Here is a 19226-nt window from a genome sequence, read left to right as displayed (position 1 = left end):
CGAAAATCCTCAAGAAAGAGCATTTATCCGTGGGGTCGCCTCTAAAATCTAAAATCTAAAATCTAAAATCGATTGACGCACCCTACATCAGTGACTATTTGGTTTTTGAGGCGGGCGATCGATCCTCCTGCACTAAATACTCCTGTTCCTAACGGTAAATTGTTATTAGCAAGGAGCCTTTTTGATTGGAAGACGAGCGGCAATGACTATTAGAATATCAAATTGATACAATTGTTAGCAAAAACAGCGGTGGCAATGCTACTTATGCTAAAATTGCTGCGGCTAGGGAACTGGGAATTCCGGTTGTGATGGTGCAGCGCCAGCAGATTCCCGCTGTTGAGCAGGTTGCTGATTTTGAAGGGGCGATTTATTGGCTAATTCAGCAGCTGAATTGAATTGAACCGCGAAGACGCGTTCGGCGAAGCCGTTCCCGTTCCCCGCAGGGGTTCGGTGAAGGGTAGGGTAGGACGCGAAGGAAGAGGGAGCAGAAGCGCAATTACCAATTACTCTGATTTCTGCTGAGTATTCAAAGAGTTAAGATGATTGTTCATATCCTGCAAATATTTTGCTAAAACAGGATACTGTGAAGTTGCTAGCAGTGCATCTTTTTTCTGGCTGACTGTTGTTTCTAAGGGCAAAACGCGATAGTTAGTTTTATTGTTCTGAGTATAGCGGTGTACCCAAGTAGGATGTGTTTTTACATCGGTAATTTCTGTGGTTTTTTCGGGAAATTTTTTGCGAATATTTACTTGCAAAATCACGCCTAAGTCTGTATATTTTTTATTCTGACCGGAAATGAAGTTTCCCATTGAATAAATGGCTACAGCTTTGCGGCTTTTGCCATTTTTGCCGGGAAAGTTAAAAATTTTGTAAGGTTGGACGACGTGGGGATGGCTGCCGAGAATGATGTCTGCACCGGCTTTTAATAGGTTTTCAACTAATTGTTTTTGTTGGGTGTTTGGCTGTCGCTGATATTCGTCCCCAAAATGCAGGGAAATTGCGATAATATCTGCTCCTTGTTTGCGGGCTTTGGCAATGTCTTTGACTATCTTTTTTTCGTCGATTAGGGAAACTAAGTAATTTTTGCCTTTGGGTATGGGAATGCCGTTTGTGCCGTAGGTGTAGGCTAGCTTGGCTAATGAAATGTTGTTTTTGGTGCTGATTAAAGTGCGTGAAGCCTCGGCGGTAGATGTGGCTGTTCCTGTTGAGGCAATTTTGCGATCGCTCAGATTGGCGATCGTCCTAATTACGCCTTTTTCTCCACGGTCTAAAGCATGATTGTTTGCAGTTGTCAAGATATTAAATCCAGCTTTTTTAGCCGCATCAGCTAATTGAGCCGGTGCGTTAAATAGCGGATATCCCGTATATCCGCCCGCATCGGAGCCCGCTAAAGGTGTTTCGAGATTTCCGATCACCCAATCGCCTGTTGACAGGATACTTTTAACTGGTGCGAAGAAAGTGTCAAAATTGTATGTTTTCTTTTTTGCGTCGTAGCCCGATCGCGTTTGGGTACTGTGCATCATAATGTCACCGACAGCAATTAGTTTTGCTTCTTTGATCTCAGACTTGGGTTGGGCGGGAACAGGGGCTGCTATTGGCGATGGCGTCCCGCCCCGCAAGCTACGACTTTCTGTAGGCTGTGTGTTGGTTTGCTGGTTGATTTTTTGGGGTTGGATATTGCAGCTAGCCATTAAAAATGCAGCTATTACCGAGAGCGTCGGGGGAAATTTCATAATTTATCTATAGTAATTTATCGTGTTTATGGTATCATTAATAATCGCAATTTAGGCAGGTTTTTTTTTTGAACCACAGAGAGCACAGAGAACACAGAGGAAAAGAAGAAAACAGAGATGTTCGCAAGTTTTGTTAGGATATCGATGGTTTGCTGGCTACTGGAGAAGGAATGTTTAAAAAATATTTGATTATTGGATTTATAATTTTGGCATCGGTTATCGGTTTAGGTACTTTGAGCTATGCTGAAAGTTCGGCAGATAAACCTTTTGAATTTGCTTTGATTGGCGATTTGCCCTACAGTGCCGAACAGGAAGCACAATTTCCGAGTTTGATTGCAGATATCAATCGATCGCCCGCAGCGTTTGTAGTCCACGACGGCGACATTAAAAACGGTTCTAGTGTCTGCGATGATGCAACTTTTGTCAGCCGTAAGCAGTTATTTGACAATTTTGAGATACCGTTTATTCTTGCCTATGGCGATAATGAATGGACGGATTGCCACCGTTCAAAAAACGGCAGTTACGATCCAGTAGAAAGACTCGCTAAACTGCGGGAAATATTTAGCAACGGTAATCAAAGTTTGGGAAAGCGCACCTTAATTCTCACCCGTCAAAGCGAAAACCCGCAGTTTGCTAAATTCCGCGAAAATGTTCGCTGGATTTATCATGGAGTTGTGTTTTTCGCGATTAATATGCCGGGAAGCAACAACAATTTTGGTCGCACTCCCGAAGCAGATGCAGAATATGCCGATCGCAATTGGGCTAACTTAGCCTGGATCAAAGAATGTTTTGCTTTAGCTAAACGCAGCAATAGCAAAGGAATTGTGTTAGTTGCACAGGCAAATCCGGGATTTGAATTCGATCCGACGGACAAAAGAAGAAGTGGCTACAACGATTTTATCGCAACTCTGGAAACAGAAACAGGCAATTTCCCAGGGCAGGTTGTATTCGTCCACGGCGATACTCACTATTTCCGCATCGATAAACCTTTACCATATTTTACCGATGAAACTCAATTACCGAGAATGAAAAATTTTACGAGAGTTGAAACTTTTGGTTCTCCAAACGTGCATTGGTTGCGGGCTTTTTATGACCCTACTAATCCTAATTTGTTTGAGTTTAAACAGCAGATTGTTCTGCAAAATTAGGCGATATTACACCATTTTTATGCAAGATAAATATTTTTTGGATTACACTGAAGATAGGTAGCATTGAGGAATTTATTTATGACGATCGCAACTGAGCGCCTTACTCTTGAACAATTTCTAAAACTGCCAGAAACTAAACCTGCCAGCGAATATATTGAGGGGGAGATTCTCCAAAAACCTATGCCGAAAACAAAGCACAGCCTATTGCAATTAATAACCTGCAACGAAATTAATCAGGTGACGCAAACTCCCAAGATAGCTTATGCTTTTCCAGAGTTGCGGTGCACCTTTGGCGGTCGATCGATTGTTCCAGATATAGCGGTACTATTGTGGGAACAAATTCAATTTGATGAGAGCGGTGAACCATTGGATGATGTGCTAATTGCGCCGTATTGGGCGATCGAAATTCTCTCGCCACAACAAAGCTCAAATCGCGTAACTAAAAAAATTATTCACTGTCTTCAACATAATTGTCAGTTGGGATGGCTAATCGATCCAGACGATCGATCTATTCTAGCGTTTTTGCCCAACCAACAACCGCAATTCTGCGAAGGTAGCGATGTCCTTCCTGTGCCCGAAATGATTCCCCTGAATATCACCGCCGAACAGGTGTTTAGCTGGTTGAGAATGCAACAATGAATCAGGGCGATCGACTTTTTTTACATGACATCCGGTTTTAAATCTCCTTTTTTAAAGTCTCGCGTTGCGCCGAGGCAAGGCAAGTGTAGTTGCGGTTTCAACCGCCGAACGTAGGGGCGGGTTTCACCGACAATAATTGTTAATAATCGACAATATAGTAAACCCGCCCCCACCCAACGGTAAATCCCCATCTATGTTTTTCTACTGCGATCGAAATCAAGGTTCATGTAGGTTATTGGTGGTGTGGGGGCGGGTTTATATAGATTGTTTGTACTCGTTATATATTGTCTGTAAAACCCGCCCCTACATATATTGTCTGTAAAACCCGCCCCTACGAAATTCCCTATTTCCGCCACCTGTCAAATTGGTCTTCGGAACAGCCATTAATAAATTGATTGCTCACCCAACCGTCAAGGATTGTCAAAGTTTCATTAGGAGGATTACCCGAAAATCGGGCCGCAATTTTCACCCACTTACCTTGTCTGCTGACAGCCCTAACTCCGTCTCCCCTTTTCAATTTAGCAACAACTGGGTACTGATTGCCTGGGCCTTTGCGAATGTTAATAGCGCCACCTTCACCAGTAATAAACGAGCATTGAGTTTGCTTTTTTAAAGCTTCTGCTTTTGCGGGAGCCAGACTTTGCTGCTTGCCGAAAACAGGAAAACTGTAAAGTGAGAAGCTAAAACTTGCAACTACGGCTGCAATAAAAAAGGCTTTTGATTGAGTGAAAATTAGCATTATTTCATTTCCTTGGATTGGCTGAACTGAAGTCCTGACTATAATTTTTTTGAGAAGGGCTTCAGTCCTTACTACTAACTGTTATTTGACAGAGGCAAACCATTCGGTAACACCTTGGGCGATCGCCTCGGCTAACTTCTTCTGTTCTGTCGGATTCACAATCCATTCAAACTCTTCGGGATTGATCATAAATCCCAATTCCATTAAAACAGATGGAGCAACGGCAGGACGAGTCATGGCTAAGTTGTTCCAGAATACACCATAGCTCGGACGGTTCAACTTGGCAACTAAATAATTGTGCAAAAACATTGCCAAACTGTGCGCTTGCGGGTGAAACCAGAAAGCGCCGACGCCTTTAGTCTTAATCGCGTCGCCGTTATCCGGCAAAGCATTGTAGTGAATTGAAATTGCGATCGCAGGTTCTTCTTTTTGAATCATTTCCACCCTTGGCGGCAAATCCAAATCGACATCTTCTACCCGCGTCATTAGCACATTCGCGCCCCGATTTACCAATTCCTCTTGCACCAATTTCGACACCGTTAAAGCTACTGTTTTTTCCCTAATTCCCACTGGGCTCACAGCACCTCCATCTTCCGGCCCGCCGTGTCCCGGATCGATGAGAATCTTAATTCCCGACAGCGGTTTTGCTTGCGAGACAGGTATCATGCTTGTATTCGTCGGCGGGTTTTTTAAAGACAGCACTAAAGTTGTGCCCTCGTATCTCAATTTATAGCCCCACTGCTGGGCAGATTTGAGATTAAAAGTATATTGTACTTGCAGTGGCGCGATTTGTTGCCATTCTAAACGTGAAATTACTGGGTCATCCGAGAGGCGAATAATATCAGTTTGAGCGGTAGTATTGTACAGGGTTAAAGTGAAAGTGCGTTCTCCTTCCTGCACGGTGACTGGGACGGGTGTTTCTAAGGGAAATAACACCTCTGTCCAGCCGGAAACTTGACGCGAGCTGGCGCTGCGAATAATCGATCGCGGAGGCACTGTATCCTTGACAATTCGCACTTCCGATGCTTTAATCCAAGCACCGTAATCGAGTCTGAGCCATTCTCCTTCGCGCCCGATAATTGTTGCTCGCGTTCCCTTCGGCAGCGGTGTCATCCGAGAAAAATCTGTACTCGCCCCGGTTCGGGCAACACCCGGATCGGCCGTTACTTCTGCTATTTCTAAGTCAGCAGGAGAAAGAATAGAAATCTTGCCAGTACCCTGCTGGCTGATAGTTTTATCGTTCATTGTTAGCTCAAATACAGGTACTCCTAAATCAATTTTTTCTCCTTTTAGTACCGAGGAGTTAGACTCATTGCCCCCCATTGCCAAGGCGGGATTAGACTCATTGCCCCCCCTTAGCAAGGGGGGATTAGACTCATTGCCCCCCCTTACTAAGGGGGGGTTAGGGGGGGTTTTACCGCAGCCTTGATACTGTTGGCTGCCGCCTTTTTTGATGGGGGAATTTGCGTCTAACAGTACAGATGCGTTGTCGGGTAGTTCGACTTGCGATCGCGCTTTTAAAGGAATAGTAACTCCCGCCAATTTTACCGAAACTTGAGCATTCGCAGGTGCGATCGCCCCAAAGCAAATATATTCCCCCGGCAAACTCGCGACATCGACTTTCGGCGTCAGGGAATCTTTAGCAAAAGCCAATCCTACAGGGGCTTCCGGCTGATTCGACTCGCGCGTCACCTTAATTTTGACTTCCTGATTGTCGTAACGCAAGGTAAAGAGATTTTCGCCGAGTTGCAGCGGAAATGTCGGGGCGAAATGCCCGGATGCGGTGCGAGAAATTTGGTTGCCATTTACTAACACTTGTCCCGTTGCCGGCGCTGTGCCGATTAAAAAGATGCGATCGGCTGTAGTTTTGTGGTTGGCTGGAGGATAAGAGACGAACAAAGGTTGAGCCGCCACAGCTACAGAGGCGATCGCCATTATCAGCCCAAACACACATAATGCTAAAAATTTTCTCATTCTAAACCGTAACTAATTGAGACTCTGTTGGTTATTCATACTAGAACTTGGCCTAAGAAACCGGATTTCTGAGCATTAGCCGTAAGTCCTATTTACTATACAGGGCCCATTTTATCAGGTTTGTAGTTGCAATTGAGCGATCGGCAATATAAATTCCCGCGTCAAACCATTAAGTTTTAATTAGTTCAGAGGTCGTTCTCCACAGTTGCTCCAACCGATTCGCAGGCATCGTCAAATACAAAACATCCCCCGCACTCAGACAACAATTCAGCAAATCCCAGCCGTGAATAGTTTGACCCTTAGTTTCGGCATACAGAGGCACAAAATCCGCAGACTTAGCAGCATCTTGAATACGGTGGCCACAGAAAGGATGGTTTGGCGTAATCAATGTGGCCAAGCAAACCCATAGACTATCAGCAGTCATTCCGTTGCCCAAAATTCTGCCTCCAATCGCCGCCGCCGCGAAAGCAGGAGCCGCCAATTCCGTCGGGTTCAAAACTCCTTCAAACTCAAAAACTTGCTGCACCATTAAAGCAAAATGTGGATCTTGGTTGCGAACAATAACTGATAGTTTTGGGGCCAATCCTTTAGCGCTCAAGGCAATTTCGACATTAGACATATCGCTGCTAGTTACCGCCAAAAGTGCGGCCGCTTGCTTAACATTAGCAGCTTCCAGAGTTGCCGGCAAACTAGCACTTCCCTGAATGACCGGAATTTTCATTGAGCGAGCCGTGTTCAGAAACCGGCAGTTCGGATCTTGCTCGATCGCCACAATATCGTAACCGTTAGTGTGCAGTTCTTTAGCAATTTGGATACCTATTCCTCCGAGTCCGCAAATAATGTAATGATGGCGCTGCGGAACTCGCGCCACATCCCAATATTCGGTAAAGCGAGTTCCCAATACGTAATCGTTGAGGAGTGCGTAGCAGATGCCGATGATGCCCGCTCCAACTAACATCATGATAACTGTAAATAGTTTAATGCTTTCAGGAGCTTGTTCGGCCACTTTTTCATAGCCTCCGGCTCCGGTAATCATCCCTACTGAAAAATACAGAGAATCAACAATTGAGATATGCTCGTCAACACAAATATAGGTGGCGGTAGCAACGGCAATCATTGCCAGCAGCGTCAGTACAACAATTACTGCTGCTTGGCTGTGCTGCTGAAATCTGTGCAGCCTAGTTAATGTTTTGAGCAGTTTTTGAGTTAAAGTTTTTTGGGGGCTGTGGAGAGTCGGCTGAGTGGCAACAATTAGCCGATCGCCCTGTTGACACTGCCGATCGGCAAGCACCGCCGATACTAAATCAGTTTTGTTAGCAGCGGGCAGATAATAAATCAACATTCGCGAGCGATCGTCCCACAAATCGCTGAGTTTTCGATTTTTCCAAGGATGTGTTTCATCGATATATTCTTCGTGAATCGGCCAAGTGCGATCGAACAAACGCAACTGCCCGATCGCCTGACTTCCGAGAGCGGCAAAAGCAAAAACCGGAGCCGCCAATGATGAAACGCTCATGGAAGTGTGATCGGGCAAAGTGTGGTCAATCCTGTCGCCCAAGCTAGTATTGAACAATCTGTTGATGATGCGAATCTGAGGATTGAGAATCCTCGCTTGCATCAAAATTGCCAAATTCACAGCATCATCGTCTCCTGCAATTACTAAAGTGTGAGCGTTTTGAATGCCCGCCGCCAACAAGGTAGAAGCTGCTTGCAAATTGCCGACAACCACATCAGAAGTTTCGCCGCGAATTGGGCGATCGCTAATACCAACCACAATCGCTCCTTGCTGTCTCAACAAACAAAAAATCTTGTGTCCCGTGTGGCCCAACCCGCAAACAATGATTCGAGGTTTCATAAAAAGTTATTTGCCAGCCGATTTCGGAGCTGTGCTTTGTAGTTTTACTTACCATTGTTGACTCTCCTGGCTTTACAGAATGTAGCTAAAAAGACTATCTAGGAAACTTGTGCCACAGTCTCAAAGTGTTGGAAACAAAGAAAGGGCTGTGCCGTGTTCCTAAAGCCACCTTTCCCAGTGTTGAAATAAACACACCACACTGCCATGTACCTACAGACATGAGGTGCAACTAACCTGATTTAATATTTGAAAAATATCCGGGTGCGACAGCCAACCAGCGGAATGTGAATAGGCAGGGACAGGACACTGCCCTGTCCCTACAACTATGACTTCCTACATAAATTTAGCTGCCTTAGCGGCAGGAGTTATTATGAAATTGACTGCACCCTTATTAGCATCCGCTTTAGTTTTCGCCGGTACTGTCGCCTTTGCAAGCCAAGTGCAAGCAGCTCCAGCCAGCAACTCTTGGAATACCACTAGAACAACATTTCAGTGCGTTACTTCCGGTCGGAATTTTGTCACAATTGCGCGGCGCGGAAATGTCACGACTGATCCAATGATTCTGTGGAAATCTACCGAGTTCGGCCGCGAATATACACCTTGGCAGCGCTGTCAAATTGTTTCCAATAGATTGACCAAAGCTGTTGCCCAGAATGGCGGAAGACTGAGCAGCTTGCAGTTAACAACAGGAATTGTTAATAATTTGCCCGTAGTTTGTTATGTGAACGGACAGGGGCGCTGCAACTCTCAAAATCTGCTGTTCACCTTAGACAAGCGCAATGCTAAAAATCCCGGTGATGCTTTAACGAGATTGATTAATTTTGCCCAAGACGGCAGCGGGCCAGTTACAACGTTCAGAACCGGAGCTCAATCGTCTGCACCGCAGTTTGTTCCCTTTGGAGATATGGTCGATCGAGCTTTTAATTCTCCCAACAATAAACCGTCAGTTCCTGTAGCAAAACCGCAGGGCGATCGGGGTATTTAATAGCCGCGCCTCTAATATCGTTCCCGGTTGCATTCAGACATGACATAGAGGACACGGCAGTGCCGTGTCCCTACCGCGATTAATGCTAGGGAAACGGCAGTGCCGTGTCCTGGCTGTGGGTAATATTAATTCCAATGCTTGCACCTGACAAATTTTGAAACTATTGTGGGGAGTAGGGGTTGGGCTTCTAGCCCGCCCCTAAACATTTAGACTAAAAAAACTACACTGTCACCCCTTCAATCTTCTCATCTGTCAACTCGTACAACTCTCGCAATTGCTGTAATTTATCCGCATCCGGCACCCAAAAACCGCGCCCGTTAGCCTCCAACATTCGCCCTACAATATTGCGAAAAGCTTCAGGATTTGCCTCCCGCAACTTCCGCGCCATCTCTTCATCCAAAGCATAAGTATCAGCCGCCTGATCGTACACCCAACTATCAGTAAAATCAGCCGTTCCGCCCCAACCAATTAACGCCGTCATCCGCTGCGAAATTTCATAAGCGCCGCCAGAACCTTGATTGACCATAGCGTTAGCCCACTTAGGATTTAGCAACTTAGTTCGATATTCCAAACGCAGCAAATCTTCTAAATTGCGAGGCGTTGTATCCTGAGAAAAACTTTCTACAAAACTCGTGTTAACCTTTTTGCCGCGCTGCTTTTCTGCCGCTTTCTTCAAACCGCCAGTATTCGCATAATACTCTTGAATATCAGTCAAACCGTATTCAACAGAATCAATCTCTTGAATTATGCGATCGCACCCTTGCAACAACTGAGTCAAAACCTCCGGCCTCGCTTCCCCCTTATCCTTCCTGCCGTAACTAAAAACATTGCGACTTTCCCAAGTTTTCCCCAACTCATCCCCCGATTCCCAACTACCATCAACAACCCTATCGTTAACCAAAGAACCAAAATCCCCAGCCGGATTAGAAAACAACCTCGCCGAATAATTATGCACACCTTTTGCCTGCAAAATTAAAGCGTGTTTGCGAATAAAATTCTCCGATTCCGGTTCATCAGCATCCGCCGCCCGCACGAACAAATCATCCAACAATTCAATAATATTCACAAAGCTATCACGGAAAATCCCCGAAAGATTTCCCAACACATCAATCCGGGGATGACCGACATCAGCTAACGGTTTTAATTCATAGCGAACAATGCGGCCAGTACCTTCTTTTAGAGGTTCAGCCCCCACCAATTCTAGCAGAATTCCAATAGACTCCCCGCGAGTCTTAATCGCATCCAAACCCCACAACATCACCGCCACAGTCTCAGGATATTTACCCTGTTCCTCAAGGTGCTTCTCAATAATTTTTCGAGCAATTTCGCGCCCCCTTTCATAAGCAGCCGGAGAAGGCATCCGATAAGGATCTAAAGCGTGAATATTCCTGCCAGTTGGCAACACCCCAGCCCCATCCCGCAACAAATCCCCACCCGGTGCAGGCAGAATATATTCCCCATTCAAACCCCGCAAAAGATTAGTCAACTCATCCGTCGTTTGCCACAACAAATCCCGCACCAACAAACCCTCCTCAAAAACCCCATCAAACCCCTCTTTCTCTTCCTCTCTGCGCCCTCTGCGCCTCTGTGGTTCATTTTCTTCAAAAACCAGTTCACGCACCTGTTCCTGTGATAACCTATCCCCAAAATAAGCCTCAAGATAAGAGGTCATTTCCTCAGAATTAGGCGGTTCCCCCAGAACGTGCAAACCAGAAGAAAACAAGCGACATTCCACCACCTGCAAATACTCATAAAGCTTCACCAAATAGCGGTTAAAAGCATCAGCACTGAACATTCCCACATTCTCAAAACTAAAAGCAATCCCCAATTTTCGAGCATCCTCAAACGGACAATCAGCCTCCAAACCGCTATCTAAAATTTTCTTACAAATAGCCTCTTTCAGCACATAATTCTTTGCCGTATCTTCCCGATATTCCGCAATCAAATCCCGCAAAGCCATCAATTCCTTGTACAAGCCAGCACGGCCGTAGGGCGGCACGTTGTGAGAAATCAAAACACCGTAACCGCGCCGTTTTGCCAACATCGATTCCGAGGGATTGTTGGCAGCATAGATATAAAGATTCGGCAAACTTCCCAACAGAATATCCGACCAAGAATAGCCAGTATTTCCCAGAGGAGATCCCGGCAACCATTCAACAGTGCCGTGCATTCCGAAGTGAACCACAGCATCAGCTTGATAATCATTTTGCAGCCACTTGTAAAAAGCAGCGTATTGAGGGTGAGGTGTCAAATCGCGATCGAACATTAAGCGCATCGGATCGCCCGAAATTCCCAGCGGCGGCTGCAAACCTATCCAAACATTGCCCAGTTGAATGCCACCGATTTGGAACTCGTCGCCGTCTGTCTTAATGCCCGTACCAGTCAGAGATTTCCACTGTTTTTCGATACGACTTGTTAACAGATAGCCCAGCCATTTTTCTAAAGTTTTGACATTAACAGTCTCTTTTGTGGTACGGGCATCTTGCCCGTCACAGGTAGCTTCATCCGCCTCTTTCACCCTGCGAATTAACTCCTCACCGTCAGCCGGGATTTCTCCAACTGTATAACCTGCTGCTTGAAGTTTGTGCAGGAAATTTAGCAGCGATTTCGGTACATTTAATAAAGCAGCCGTACCCGCCGCACCGTAACCTGGAGGAAACCCGTAGAGAATAATCGCAATTTTCCTTTCAGAGGGCGGAGTTTGACGTAGTTTCACCCAATTGTTAATTCTACTTGTCAGGCGTTTCGCGCGATCGGGAACCAGATAAATATCTTCACCCACCAAACCGCCCAGGGGAACAGGATCGATCGCGCCATCCAACTCAGGCAAAGCATACAATACCACACTTTGCAAACCCCCAATCCCCTGACGAGTCCAAGAATGGATATCCTGAATCAGCAGAGGTGCGGACACAAAATAAGGTACATTTTTAGCAGTTAAAATGCGCTTAGCAACTTCCACCTGCCTTCCACCCTCCATCGAACCAGCAGGCCCGCCAACCAAAGGAAAGCCAATAGTAGAAACAATCGCATCAACTTCCACAGCATCTTTAGAAAGCGAAAGAGTTTCAATATTGCCTTGTTTTCGCCGCGCAGTTTCATCAGCAGTCGTCATCCAATCCCGCACCGCCACATGGCCTTCAACGCCATTGATAAAAATCGGCAAAGGCACAATTCCCGCCGCTTCAAAATAGCGAATTAATTGAGGAATATAAGGCTGCTTGGTGATAACGTGTTTGCGGTAAAGCAAGATGCCCACAACAGGGGATTTTCCTCCCTCCACTTTTTGAGACCAATTGGTCTCAAATTTTGTGGAACGGGCATCTTGCCCGTTAGAAACCCGGTCTAAATTTTCAGACAAATTAGTCTCAAATTTTGTGGAACGGGCATCTTGCCCGTTATAACCCTTTCTATCAATATGTCTAGCCTCTTTTGTGGAACGGGCATCTTGCCCGCTTCTACTCATTTGATTACCGAGATACCAATCCAAATATTGCCGAGGCGATTCAAAATAACCATTATAATCGGGATGCAATAAACCCATATTGGGAGTTTCCACAGGCGGCGGAATTTCTGCAACCTTCAGCCCCAAATACTTTTCGGCAATAATCCAAAACATCGAGACAACATTATCCGCCCCGCCCGCATTCCAGTAACCATAAATAATTAGCCAGTTTCGCAAATCTTGCACTTTTTGCACCGGCACATATTTTAATAACTTCGGCCCCACCTTCAAAAAACTGATATAACCAGCCAGCTTATCTTCTTCTCGCCCATTGCTGAACTTATCGAGAATAAACTTAACAGGCTTCGGCATTCCCTTCGGTTTGTCGCCAATTTTAAAAGCGCCAATTTGAGTAAGACTCATCAATTCCAAAGCCGACTCAAAAACCAGGCGAATCGGAATATTCTGCACCCTTTCCCGCAGCCACATTACCGCATCGTAATCAAACAGCAAACTCCCGAAAAACACATCAGCATTCGAGAGGGCGGCTGCTACAGCGTCGGGTTCGTCTACGAGGGCGCGATCGCTAAAAACCCGCACTTCCAATCCCTGACACCCAGAAACAGCCAACTCAGCAGCTTTGCGGTACAAATCAGCATTAAAAGATTCAAACCCTGCAATTAAGACAATGCGTTTCACAGCCAAACCTCGAAATATTTATTGATTGTAGCCTGGTTTAATTAGGTTATATTATATTAGATAGCATCCTCGGTGGGGGTGGGGCGGGTTTAGTAGATTTCTGGTGTTGTATTGCAGACCTTGGCGAACCCGCCCCTACATTACCAATTATCAATTATCAATTCCTAATTTCCGTCGCAACTCTCATAAAATCTAAAATCTAAAATCTAAAATCTAAAATGGTTCGAGTTCCTCCCGCAATAGTTATCTTAGGTCAAAACAGCCAGCCGATCGCCAAAAAAATCTCCGCACATTTCCCCGGTTCCCAGATTTACGGTTTAATCGATCGCACTTCCAACACAGACATCAACTTTAGCAACTTCGGCGAAACATTGCGGGAATTATTTGCCACAGAAACCCCAATCATCGGCATCTGCGCCGCCGGAATAATCATCCGTACCCTCGCCCCCCTGCTGTCAGACAAACGCGCCGAACCGCCAGTTTTAGCCGTCGCAGAAGACGGAAGCGCTGTCGTACCCCTGCTGGGCGGTTTGCACGGCGTTAATGATTTGGCCAGAGAGATTGCAGCAGCCCTCGGCGTACAGCCTGCAATTACTACCACCGGAGATATCCGGTTTCGCACCGCGCTGCTGAGTCCTCCCCAAGGCTATTATTTAGCGAATCCAGAGGACGCGAAGACTTTTATTTCAAATTTGCTCGCAGGGGAAAAAGTACGCCTAGAAGGGGCTGCAAGCTGGCTTTCCGAGAGCAATTTGCCGTTAGCGAAGCCCTCGAAGAGGATCGCCCCCGACGCAAAATTGACTATTCGCGTCACCGAAAAAGCAATTGCGCCAACGCCCGATTGTTTAGTTTACCATCCGCAAATTCTGGCAGTTGCACTCACAAAGCTATCGAATATTGAGCCGGAAATAGCGATTTCATTAGTGCAGCAAGTCTTGGAAAATGCAGGTTTAGCAGCAGCTTCCGTTGCGGGATTTTTTGCATTAAAAGATGAGATGGGAAATCCGGCACTTGAAGCAGTTTCACAATATTTTAAAGTCCCCGTCCGCTTTTTTGATCTCTCCGAACTTGTCGAATTAGACTCAATTGAATTAATCGAAAATAAGGCCGCACAAATTGCCCTGACAGCAGCCGGTGCCAACAGTCACTTAATCGAGTCCGATCGCCCAAACGCACTGAATTGCGCGATCGCCCTGGCCGCCCAACCCTTTGATGCTAGGGCGATCGGAATTAGCCGCGGCAAACTGGCGATCGTCGGTACCGGCCCCGGAGGCGCGCCCTGGATGTCCCCGGAAGTTAAGGAAATTCTGCGCGAAGCCACGGATTGGGTGGGTTACAAGTTCTATCTCGACTTAGCTGGAACCCTGCGGGAAGGGCAAAATCGGCACGATTCCGACAACCGCGAAGAGATCGATCGCGCCCGTTTTGCCCTAGATTTAGCAGCATCCGGCAAATCTGTAGCCGTCGTTTCGTCGGGAGATCCGGGTATTTTTGCGATGGCTGCAGCGGTGTTTGAGGCGATCGACTTTGATGCCAAACCCGAATGGCAAGGCATCGATATTCGGGTGGCACCGGGCATTTCAGCCATGCAGGCGGCCGCTGCTGCGATCGGAGCACCCCTCGGACACGATTTTTGCGTGATTTCGCTTTCGGATATTCTCAAGCCTTGGGAGGTCATAGAACAGCGGATTGCGGCCGCTGCGATCGCAGATTTCGCGATCGCATTTTACAATCCCATCTCGAAACAGCGGATTTGGCAACTCGCAAGGGCGATCGAAATTTTGTTGCAAAGTCGCGATCCTAAAACCCCCGTCATACTAGGGCGAAACCTCGGCCGGCCAGGTCAATCTGTGCGCGTTTGCACCCTCGGTGAATTCCAGCCGCAAGATGCTGACATGAGAACTTTAGTGATTGTCGGTTCGAGTCAAACTCGGATTATTCCCCGCAAATATGGAGATGTTTGGGTTTACACGCCGCGCAGGTATGAAAAATAAGTAAACCAGCAAAAACTTCGGAAATCAGCAATTGACTGAAAGCTAATTGACTTTGACAAGGAGATATTTTGATATCGCTGGGGGGAGTCTAGGTTAACAAATAATGGCGCATCACTCGATCGCGATCGGCCTGTTATGTCATCTCATAGTTGTCACTCTCGATTAATGAGTGATGGCCTTTGATTATAGACATCCTCGGTACTGAGGGAGCTCGGCTTCCTGAAGCCGAGTTTTTCTGGCAGACATCGATCGAATTTAGAACTCGACTCAACCATAGTAAAGGTTTCCGCTTCATTTTGGGAGAGATAGAATTTACTTCTCCGTAAATAATTTTATTATTATATAGCCAGGATAAAATCAAGGGCGATCGATGTCTGCTCAATTCCTTAATCCTACAATCATCCTACGGTTACAAAAAGAGGGCTTTCAGCCGGAAGAGTCTTCTCTGTCTTGGGGTAGACCGAATTAGTTTTTTCTTTTGATAAAATTCGCTTAAACAAAGCTTAAGAAAACTGTTAAAAAAACATGAAATTCCAAATTCCTTTAGCTCCTGGGGCTGTAACGAAATTTTTGATTCGAGTGGTGACCTGTCTAGCTTTACTCTCTTTCTTAAGTCAGATGAGTCTGTACTTCGGGCCGGAATACCCGTTGAGAGAGTATTTGGCAAAGGTATTTAACGTTGATGCCGAGCGGAACCTTCCAACCTTCTACTCATTTTTGGCATTGCTGTTTAGTTCTCTCTTGCTAGGTGTGATCGCCTATGCGAAAAATTTGGATAGCGATCGCTACAAGAATCACTGGAAAATTTTATCATTCATATTTCTATATTTATCCTTAGACGAAGCTGGTCAATTGCACGAAAAGTTTATAAATCCGATGCGAAGCCTGCTAAATGAATCAGGATTTCTTTACTTTACTTGGATTGTGCCGTTTGGTTTTCTTGTAGTGATATTTCTATTATCCTACAGTAAGTTTGTGTTGCACCTTCCTGTTGCCACAAGAAAATTATTTGTTACAGCCTGCGCTCTTTACATTGGAGGAGCAATCGGGATAGAAATGATCGGGGGATACCTATTTTCTACCACGGGAATGGAGAGTCTACCCTACCTGATAGTAGCAACCCTTGAAGAGTCATTAGAAATGCTGGGTATCGTTGTATTTATCCACGGCTTGATTTCATATATCAAGACATATTTAGGCGGGGTAAGTTGGAATATTTACATACCAGGCAAAAATACACAAGTTACAGATCATCAAAATATCGGCTTACCTGCCCTTCGCGAAGCAGCCAACACAAATCTATTAAGGTGAATCACTTAAAACAGGGTTTAATGGACGACGAAAATACTGCATTATGGCATTTAACCAGGAGAAAAAACCTGGTTTTTTTACTATTGATGCGTCCTGGACTGGAGGTTCTGTGATCTGCGGCGCACAAAACGACTAATATAGCAATTCTCGCATCATTTGTGAATTTCTTACTCCCTCCCCTTGATAAGGAGAGGATTGGGGTGGGGTAAAAAGTTTATGACTCATGCAAGGATTGCTATATACAGCGTATTCCAGGTTTATGAAGTACACCGCGCAAAACCTGGTTTCTTTAGAGTTCTCGCATCATTACTGATTCTGTTGCTCGAAACCCGGTTGATCGCGATCTACATCTACATAAAATATGCTGTATACATGGAATCTGCTGTAATTTACTTCTCAGTAAATATTTTATTATTATATATTCAGAATAAAATTAAGGGCGATCGAGGTCTGCTAAATTCCTTAATCCTACGATAACCTTACGGTTATAAAAATCTAACATCCACCCGGAGGAGTATTCGGGAGCATCTGATATTTGTAAAAACACTTCTTCTGGCTCCTTACTTCTGGCTCCTTACTTCTTCCTCTTTCCTTCTGGCTCCTGGCTCTTGGCTCCCAAGTCCAATTTCTAGCTTGGCTGCAAAAGTGATATGCGGCCGGAGTCTTCTCTATCTTTAGGTAGATCGAATTGTTTTTGTCTTTTGATAGGCTTTTCTTAAACTAAGCTTAATATAACGGCTAAAAAAACATGAAATTTCAAATTCCTTTAACTCCTGGGGCTGTAACCCAATTTTTGATTCGAGTGGTGACCTCTCTAGCTTTACTCTCTGTCTTAAGTCAGATGAGTCTGTACTTCTTGCCAAATGCCAAGTTGGCAGATTTCTTTACAAAAGCCTTCAACCTTGATGCCGAGAAGAACATTCCAACCTTATACTCATGTTTGGCATTACTGTTTAGTTCTCTCTTGCTGGGTGTGATCGCCTATGCGAAAAATTTGGATAGCGATTACTACAAGAAGCACTGGAAAATTTTATCATTCATATTTTTATTTCTATCTTTAGATGAAGCTGGGAGTTTACACGAAAAGTTGATTGACCCGCTGCGAGGTCTGCTAAATGCCACAGGAGTTTTTTACTTTACTTGGATTGTGCCGTTCGGTTTTCTGGTAGTGATATTTCTATTCTCCTACAGTAAGTTTGTGTTGCACCTTCCTGTTTCTACAAAAAAATTGTTTGTTGCAGCCTGCGCTCTTTATATTGGAGGAGCAATCGGGATGGAAATGGTCGGGGGATACATATCTTCTACAATGGGAGAGTGGGGGCTATCCTACAAAATAGTAGTGAACATTGAAGAGTCATTAGAAATGCTGGGCATCGTTGTATTTATCCACGCCTTGACTTCATATATCAAGACATATTTAGGCGGCGTAAGTTGGAATATTTACATACCCGGAAAAAACCAACCAGTTACCGATGATCAAAATATCGGCTTACCTGCCCTTAGCGAAGCAGCCAACACAAATCTATTAAGATAAATCACTTGAAACCGGGTTTGAGCGACGATGAAAATACTCCATTCGGGTGTTTAATGTCGATAAAAAACCCGGTTTTTTTGGTACTGATGCGTCCTGGGCTGGAGGTTCTGCGATTTTCGGCACACCAAACGACTAATATGTAGGGTGCTTGTTGCACCAAACGACTAATTAGGCCTAGAACAGCTTAGTTTACAGATGACATCCTCACCTTTACCAGAAAATCGCTAAGAGCAACCTTTGCATTAGGATTTGATGGCAAATGACTTGTAAAACTTGCATCTTCTAATATATTAAGTAGCCGATCGCGCTCTTGCTGATAAAATTCTATATCTGTATCTTCCAGCACAGATTTTTCCTCCCCAGCCAGCTTGCGCTCAATCAAATCAGGAATATACGACAACTGGAACTTATCATTAAGCTTCACCAAATTCGCCTCAACTTCCCCCGTTTGCATCAAGTGAATCCCAGCCAGCAACACCCGGTAAACGTACAGAAGCGGCTTAACCCGACGCGGGCGTTCTTTCTCAAACAATTTCCATTGAGTTTGAGCAAAACCGAGATAGTGGTGGCTGTGGTGCTTGGTGATGCAGTTTGAGGCGAGATCCTTTAATTCCTCGTGTTCCTTTGTAGTGTAAACTATTAGTGGCGAATACAGTTGTTCTAGCACGTAGCCGTTGCGCTTCAACAGCAACTCAAAAAATTTCTTGATGTCGTGAGTTACTAAATCGAGTTGCATTCCCTCCCGAACTTCCGAAACTTCGATTGTTTCTTCTGCAGAAATCAGTCCAATTACTTTCGGTAGCGGTAAGATGTGTACTCCCCGCAAGTCGAAGTCAGAATCTGCGGAAGGAAAGCCGTATAAGTGCGAACCGCTGACAGTCGCAAACAGCAGCGGATAAGGTTGAACGGAGATAATTGGGGCGAGATTCGAGATGTATTCTGTCATTTTTTCAACATTTTATCAATGCTAATTTCAATTCCGGTTAAACAATCGCAAATACCTGTAGGGGCGGGTTTTACCAACCATATATGTCTCAAATTAACGATCTCGTAAACCCGCCCCTTTTAGCCGAAGGAAACTCGTATAAGTGCCAACCGCTGACAGTCGCAAACAGCAGCGGATAAGGTTGAACGGAGATAATTGGGGCGAGATTCGAGATGTATTCTGTC

Annotated in this window: 16 protein-coding genes; 9 read left to right on the top strand and 7 right to left on the bottom strand. The window is 45.3% G+C overall.

From position 1 onward, the window contains the following. Positions 1 to 72 precede the first annotated feature (72 nt). Together QUB10_RS27725 and QUB10_RS27720 are read left to right on the top strand one after the other, a co-directional pair. Positions 73 to 213 carry a hypothetical protein gene (locus tag QUB10_RS27725; protein WP_333206414.1) on the top strand — a complete coding sequence of 47 codons (141 nt, stop codon included), beginning with the start codon at positions 73 to 75 and terminating at the stop codon, positions 211 to 213. An 8-nt stretch (positions 214 to 221) separates the two neighbouring features. After that, positions 222 to 395 (top strand): precorrin-6A/cobalt-precorrin-6A reductase, encoded by a 174-nt coding sequence (locus QUB10_RS27720; RefSeq protein WP_333206417.1) that lies wholly within the window; start codon positions 222 to 224, stop codon positions 393 to 395. Positions 396 to 503: 108 nt separating this feature from the next. Here QUB10_RS27720 and QUB10_RS27715 read toward each other — a convergent pair whose 3' ends face one another. Beyond that, positions 504 to 1733 carry a CapA family protein gene (locus tag QUB10_RS27715; protein WP_333206412.1) on the bottom strand — a complete coding sequence of 410 codons (1230 nt, stop codon included), beginning with the start codon at positions 1731 to 1733 and terminating at the stop codon, positions 504 to 506. A 170-nt stretch (positions 1734 to 1903) separates the two neighbouring features. Here QUB10_RS27715 and QUB10_RS27710 point away from each other — a divergent pair, with 170 nt between their 5' ends. Both QUB10_RS27710 and QUB10_RS27705 read left to right on the top strand, forming a co-directional pair. Then, a complete protein-coding gene (locus tag QUB10_RS27710) occupies positions 1904 to 2881 on the top strand; it encodes a hypothetical protein (RefSeq protein ID WP_333206411.1) in 978 nt (325 codons plus the stop codon). Positions 2882 to 2959: 78 nt separating this feature from the next. Next, positions 2960 to 3520 carry a Uma2 family endonuclease gene (locus QUB10_RS27705; protein WP_333206409.1) on the top strand — a complete coding sequence of 187 codons (561 nt, stop codon included), beginning with the start codon at positions 2960 to 2962 and terminating at the stop codon, positions 3518 to 3520. 20 nt (positions 3521 to 3540) lie between these two features. On the opposite strand, the gene QUB10_RS27700 is transcribed toward QUB10_RS27705, so the two are convergent. From QUB10_RS27700 to QUB10_RS27685, 4 genes are all read right to left on the bottom strand, one after another. After that, the gene (locus QUB10_RS27700; protein ID WP_333206408.1) at positions 3541 to 3711 is read right to left on the bottom strand and encodes a hypothetical protein; all 171 of its coding nucleotides are present in this window, start codon (positions 3709 to 3711) and stop codon (positions 3541 to 3543) included. A gap of 152 nt (positions 3712 to 3863) precedes the next feature. Beyond that, positions 3864 to 4259, bottom strand: coding sequence for an SH3 domain-containing protein (locus QUB10_RS27695; protein ID WP_333055776.1), 396 nt, complete (start codon positions 4257 to 4259; stop codon positions 3864 to 3866). A gap of 81 nt (positions 4260 to 4340) precedes the next feature. Beyond that, positions 4341 to 6233, bottom strand: a complete 1893-nt coding sequence (locus QUB10_RS27690; RefSeq protein ID WP_333206407.1) for an N-acetylmuramoyl-L-alanine amidase — start codon at positions 6231 to 6233, stop codon at positions 4341 to 4343. Between the two features lie 169 nt (positions 6234 to 6402). Continuing rightward, positions 6403 to 8088 carry an NAD-binding protein gene (locus QUB10_RS27685; RefSeq protein ID WP_333206406.1) on the bottom strand — a complete coding sequence of 562 codons (1686 nt, stop codon included), beginning with the start codon at positions 8086 to 8088 and terminating at the stop codon, positions 6403 to 6405. Positions 8089 to 8413: 325 nt separating this feature from the next. Between QUB10_RS27685 and QUB10_RS27680 the strand changes: the two genes are divergently transcribed. Then, on the top strand, positions 8414 to 9073 hold the full coding sequence (locus tag QUB10_RS27680; protein ID WP_333206404.1) for a COP23 domain-containing protein: 660 nt from the start codon (positions 8414 to 8416) through the stop codon (positions 9071 to 9073). A 220-nt stretch (positions 9074 to 9293) separates the two neighbouring features. On the opposite strand, the gene QUB10_RS27675 is transcribed toward QUB10_RS27680, so the two are convergent. Then, the gene (locus QUB10_RS27675) at positions 9294 to 13217 is read right to left on the bottom strand and encodes a cobaltochelatase subunit CobN (RefSeq protein ID WP_333206403.1); all 3924 of its coding nucleotides are present in this window, start codon (positions 13215 to 13217) and stop codon (positions 9294 to 9296) included. Between the two features lie 218 nt (positions 13218 to 13435). On the opposite strand from QUB10_RS27675, the gene cobJ reads away from it, so the two are divergent. The 4 genes from cobJ (at position 13436) to QUB10_RS27655 (ending at position 18056) form a co-directional block, all read left to right on the top strand. Continuing rightward, the gene (gene cobJ, locus QUB10_RS27670; protein WP_333206401.1) at positions 13436 to 15211 is read left to right on the top strand and encodes a precorrin-3B C(17)-methyltransferase; all 1776 of its coding nucleotides are present in this window, start codon (positions 13436 to 13438) and stop codon (positions 15209 to 15211) included. Between the two features lie 179 nt (positions 15212 to 15390). Then, on the top strand, positions 15391 to 15537 hold the full coding sequence (locus QUB10_RS27665) for a hypothetical protein (RefSeq protein WP_333206399.1): 147 nt from the start codon (positions 15391 to 15393) through the stop codon (positions 15535 to 15537). A 199-nt stretch (positions 15538 to 15736) separates the two neighbouring features. After that, the gene (locus QUB10_RS27660; protein ID WP_333206397.1) at positions 15737 to 16522 is read left to right on the top strand and encodes a hypothetical protein; all 786 of its coding nucleotides are present in this window, start codon (positions 15737 to 15739) and stop codon (positions 16520 to 16522) included. 748 nt (positions 16523 to 17270) lie between these two features. Beyond that, positions 17271 to 18056 (top strand): hypothetical protein, encoded by a 786-nt coding sequence (locus tag QUB10_RS27655; RefSeq protein ID WP_333206396.1) that lies wholly within the window; start codon positions 17271 to 17273, stop codon positions 18054 to 18056. A 184-nt stretch (positions 18057 to 18240) separates the two neighbouring features. Here the strand turns inward: QUB10_RS27655 and QUB10_RS27650 are convergent, their stop codons facing one another. After that, positions 18241 to 19002 (bottom strand): nucleotidyltransferase domain-containing protein, encoded by a 762-nt coding sequence (locus QUB10_RS27650; protein ID WP_333206395.1) that lies wholly within the window; start codon positions 19000 to 19002, stop codon positions 18241 to 18243. Between the last annotated feature and the right edge of the window lie 224 nt (positions 19003 to 19226).

Origin of the sequence: Microcoleus sp. B5-D4, assembly GCF_036705145.1 — a bacterium.
GTDB lineage: Bacteria > Cyanobacteriota > Cyanobacteriia > Cyanobacteriales > Microcoleaceae > Microcoleus.
Note: the sequence above shows the minus strand (reverse complement) of the source record. Positions and strands in the feature narration are given on the sequence as shown.

What these genes read in the sequence shown, in the direction of transcription:
- QUB10_RS27680 (WP_333206404.1), top strand. Translation starts at nt 8,414, where the DNA reads ATGACTTCCTACATAAATTTAGCTGCCTTAGCGGCAGGAGTTATTATG.
- QUB10_RS27655 (WP_333206396.1), top strand. Translation starts at nt 17,271, where the DNA reads ATGAAATTTCAAATTCCTTTAACTCCTGGGGCTGTAACCCAATTTTTG.
- QUB10_RS27650 (WP_333206395.1), bottom strand. Translation starts at nt 19,002, where the DNA reads ATGACAGAATACATCTCGAATCTCGCCCCAATTATCTCCGTTCAACCT.
- QUB10_RS27705 (WP_333206409.1), top strand. Translation starts at nt 2,960, where the DNA reads ATGACGATCGCAACTGAGCGCCTTACTCTTGAACAATTTCTAAAACTG.
- QUB10_RS27690 (WP_333206407.1), bottom strand. Translation starts at nt 6,233, where the DNA reads ATGAGAAAATTTTTAGCATTATGTGTGTTTGGGCTGATAATGGCGATC.
- QUB10_RS27700 (WP_333206408.1), bottom strand. Translation starts at nt 3,711, where the DNA reads ATGGGGATTTACCGTTGGGTGGGGGCGGGTTTACTATATTGTCGATTA.
- QUB10_RS27695 (WP_333055776.1), bottom strand. Translation starts at nt 4,259, where the DNA reads ATGCTAATTTTCACTCAATCAAAAGCCTTTTTTATTGCAGCCGTAGTT.
- cobJ (WP_333206401.1), top strand. Translation starts at nt 13,436, where the DNA reads ATGGTTCGAGTTCCTCCCGCAATAGTTATCTTAGGTCAAAACAGCCAG.
- QUB10_RS27710 (WP_333206411.1), top strand. Translation starts at nt 1,904, where the DNA reads ATGTTTAAAAAATATTTGATTATTGGATTTATAATTTTGGCATCGGTT.
- QUB10_RS27685 (WP_333206406.1), bottom strand. Translation starts at nt 8,088, where the DNA reads ATGAAACCTCGAATCATTGTTTGCGGGTTGGGCCACACGGGACACAAG.
- QUB10_RS27660 (WP_333206397.1), top strand. Translation starts at nt 15,737, where the DNA reads ATGAAATTCCAAATTCCTTTAGCTCCTGGGGCTGTAACGAAATTTTTG.
- QUB10_RS27715 (WP_333206412.1), bottom strand. Translation starts at nt 1,733, where the DNA reads ATGAAATTTCCCCCGACGCTCTCGGTAATAGCTGCATTTTTAATGGCT.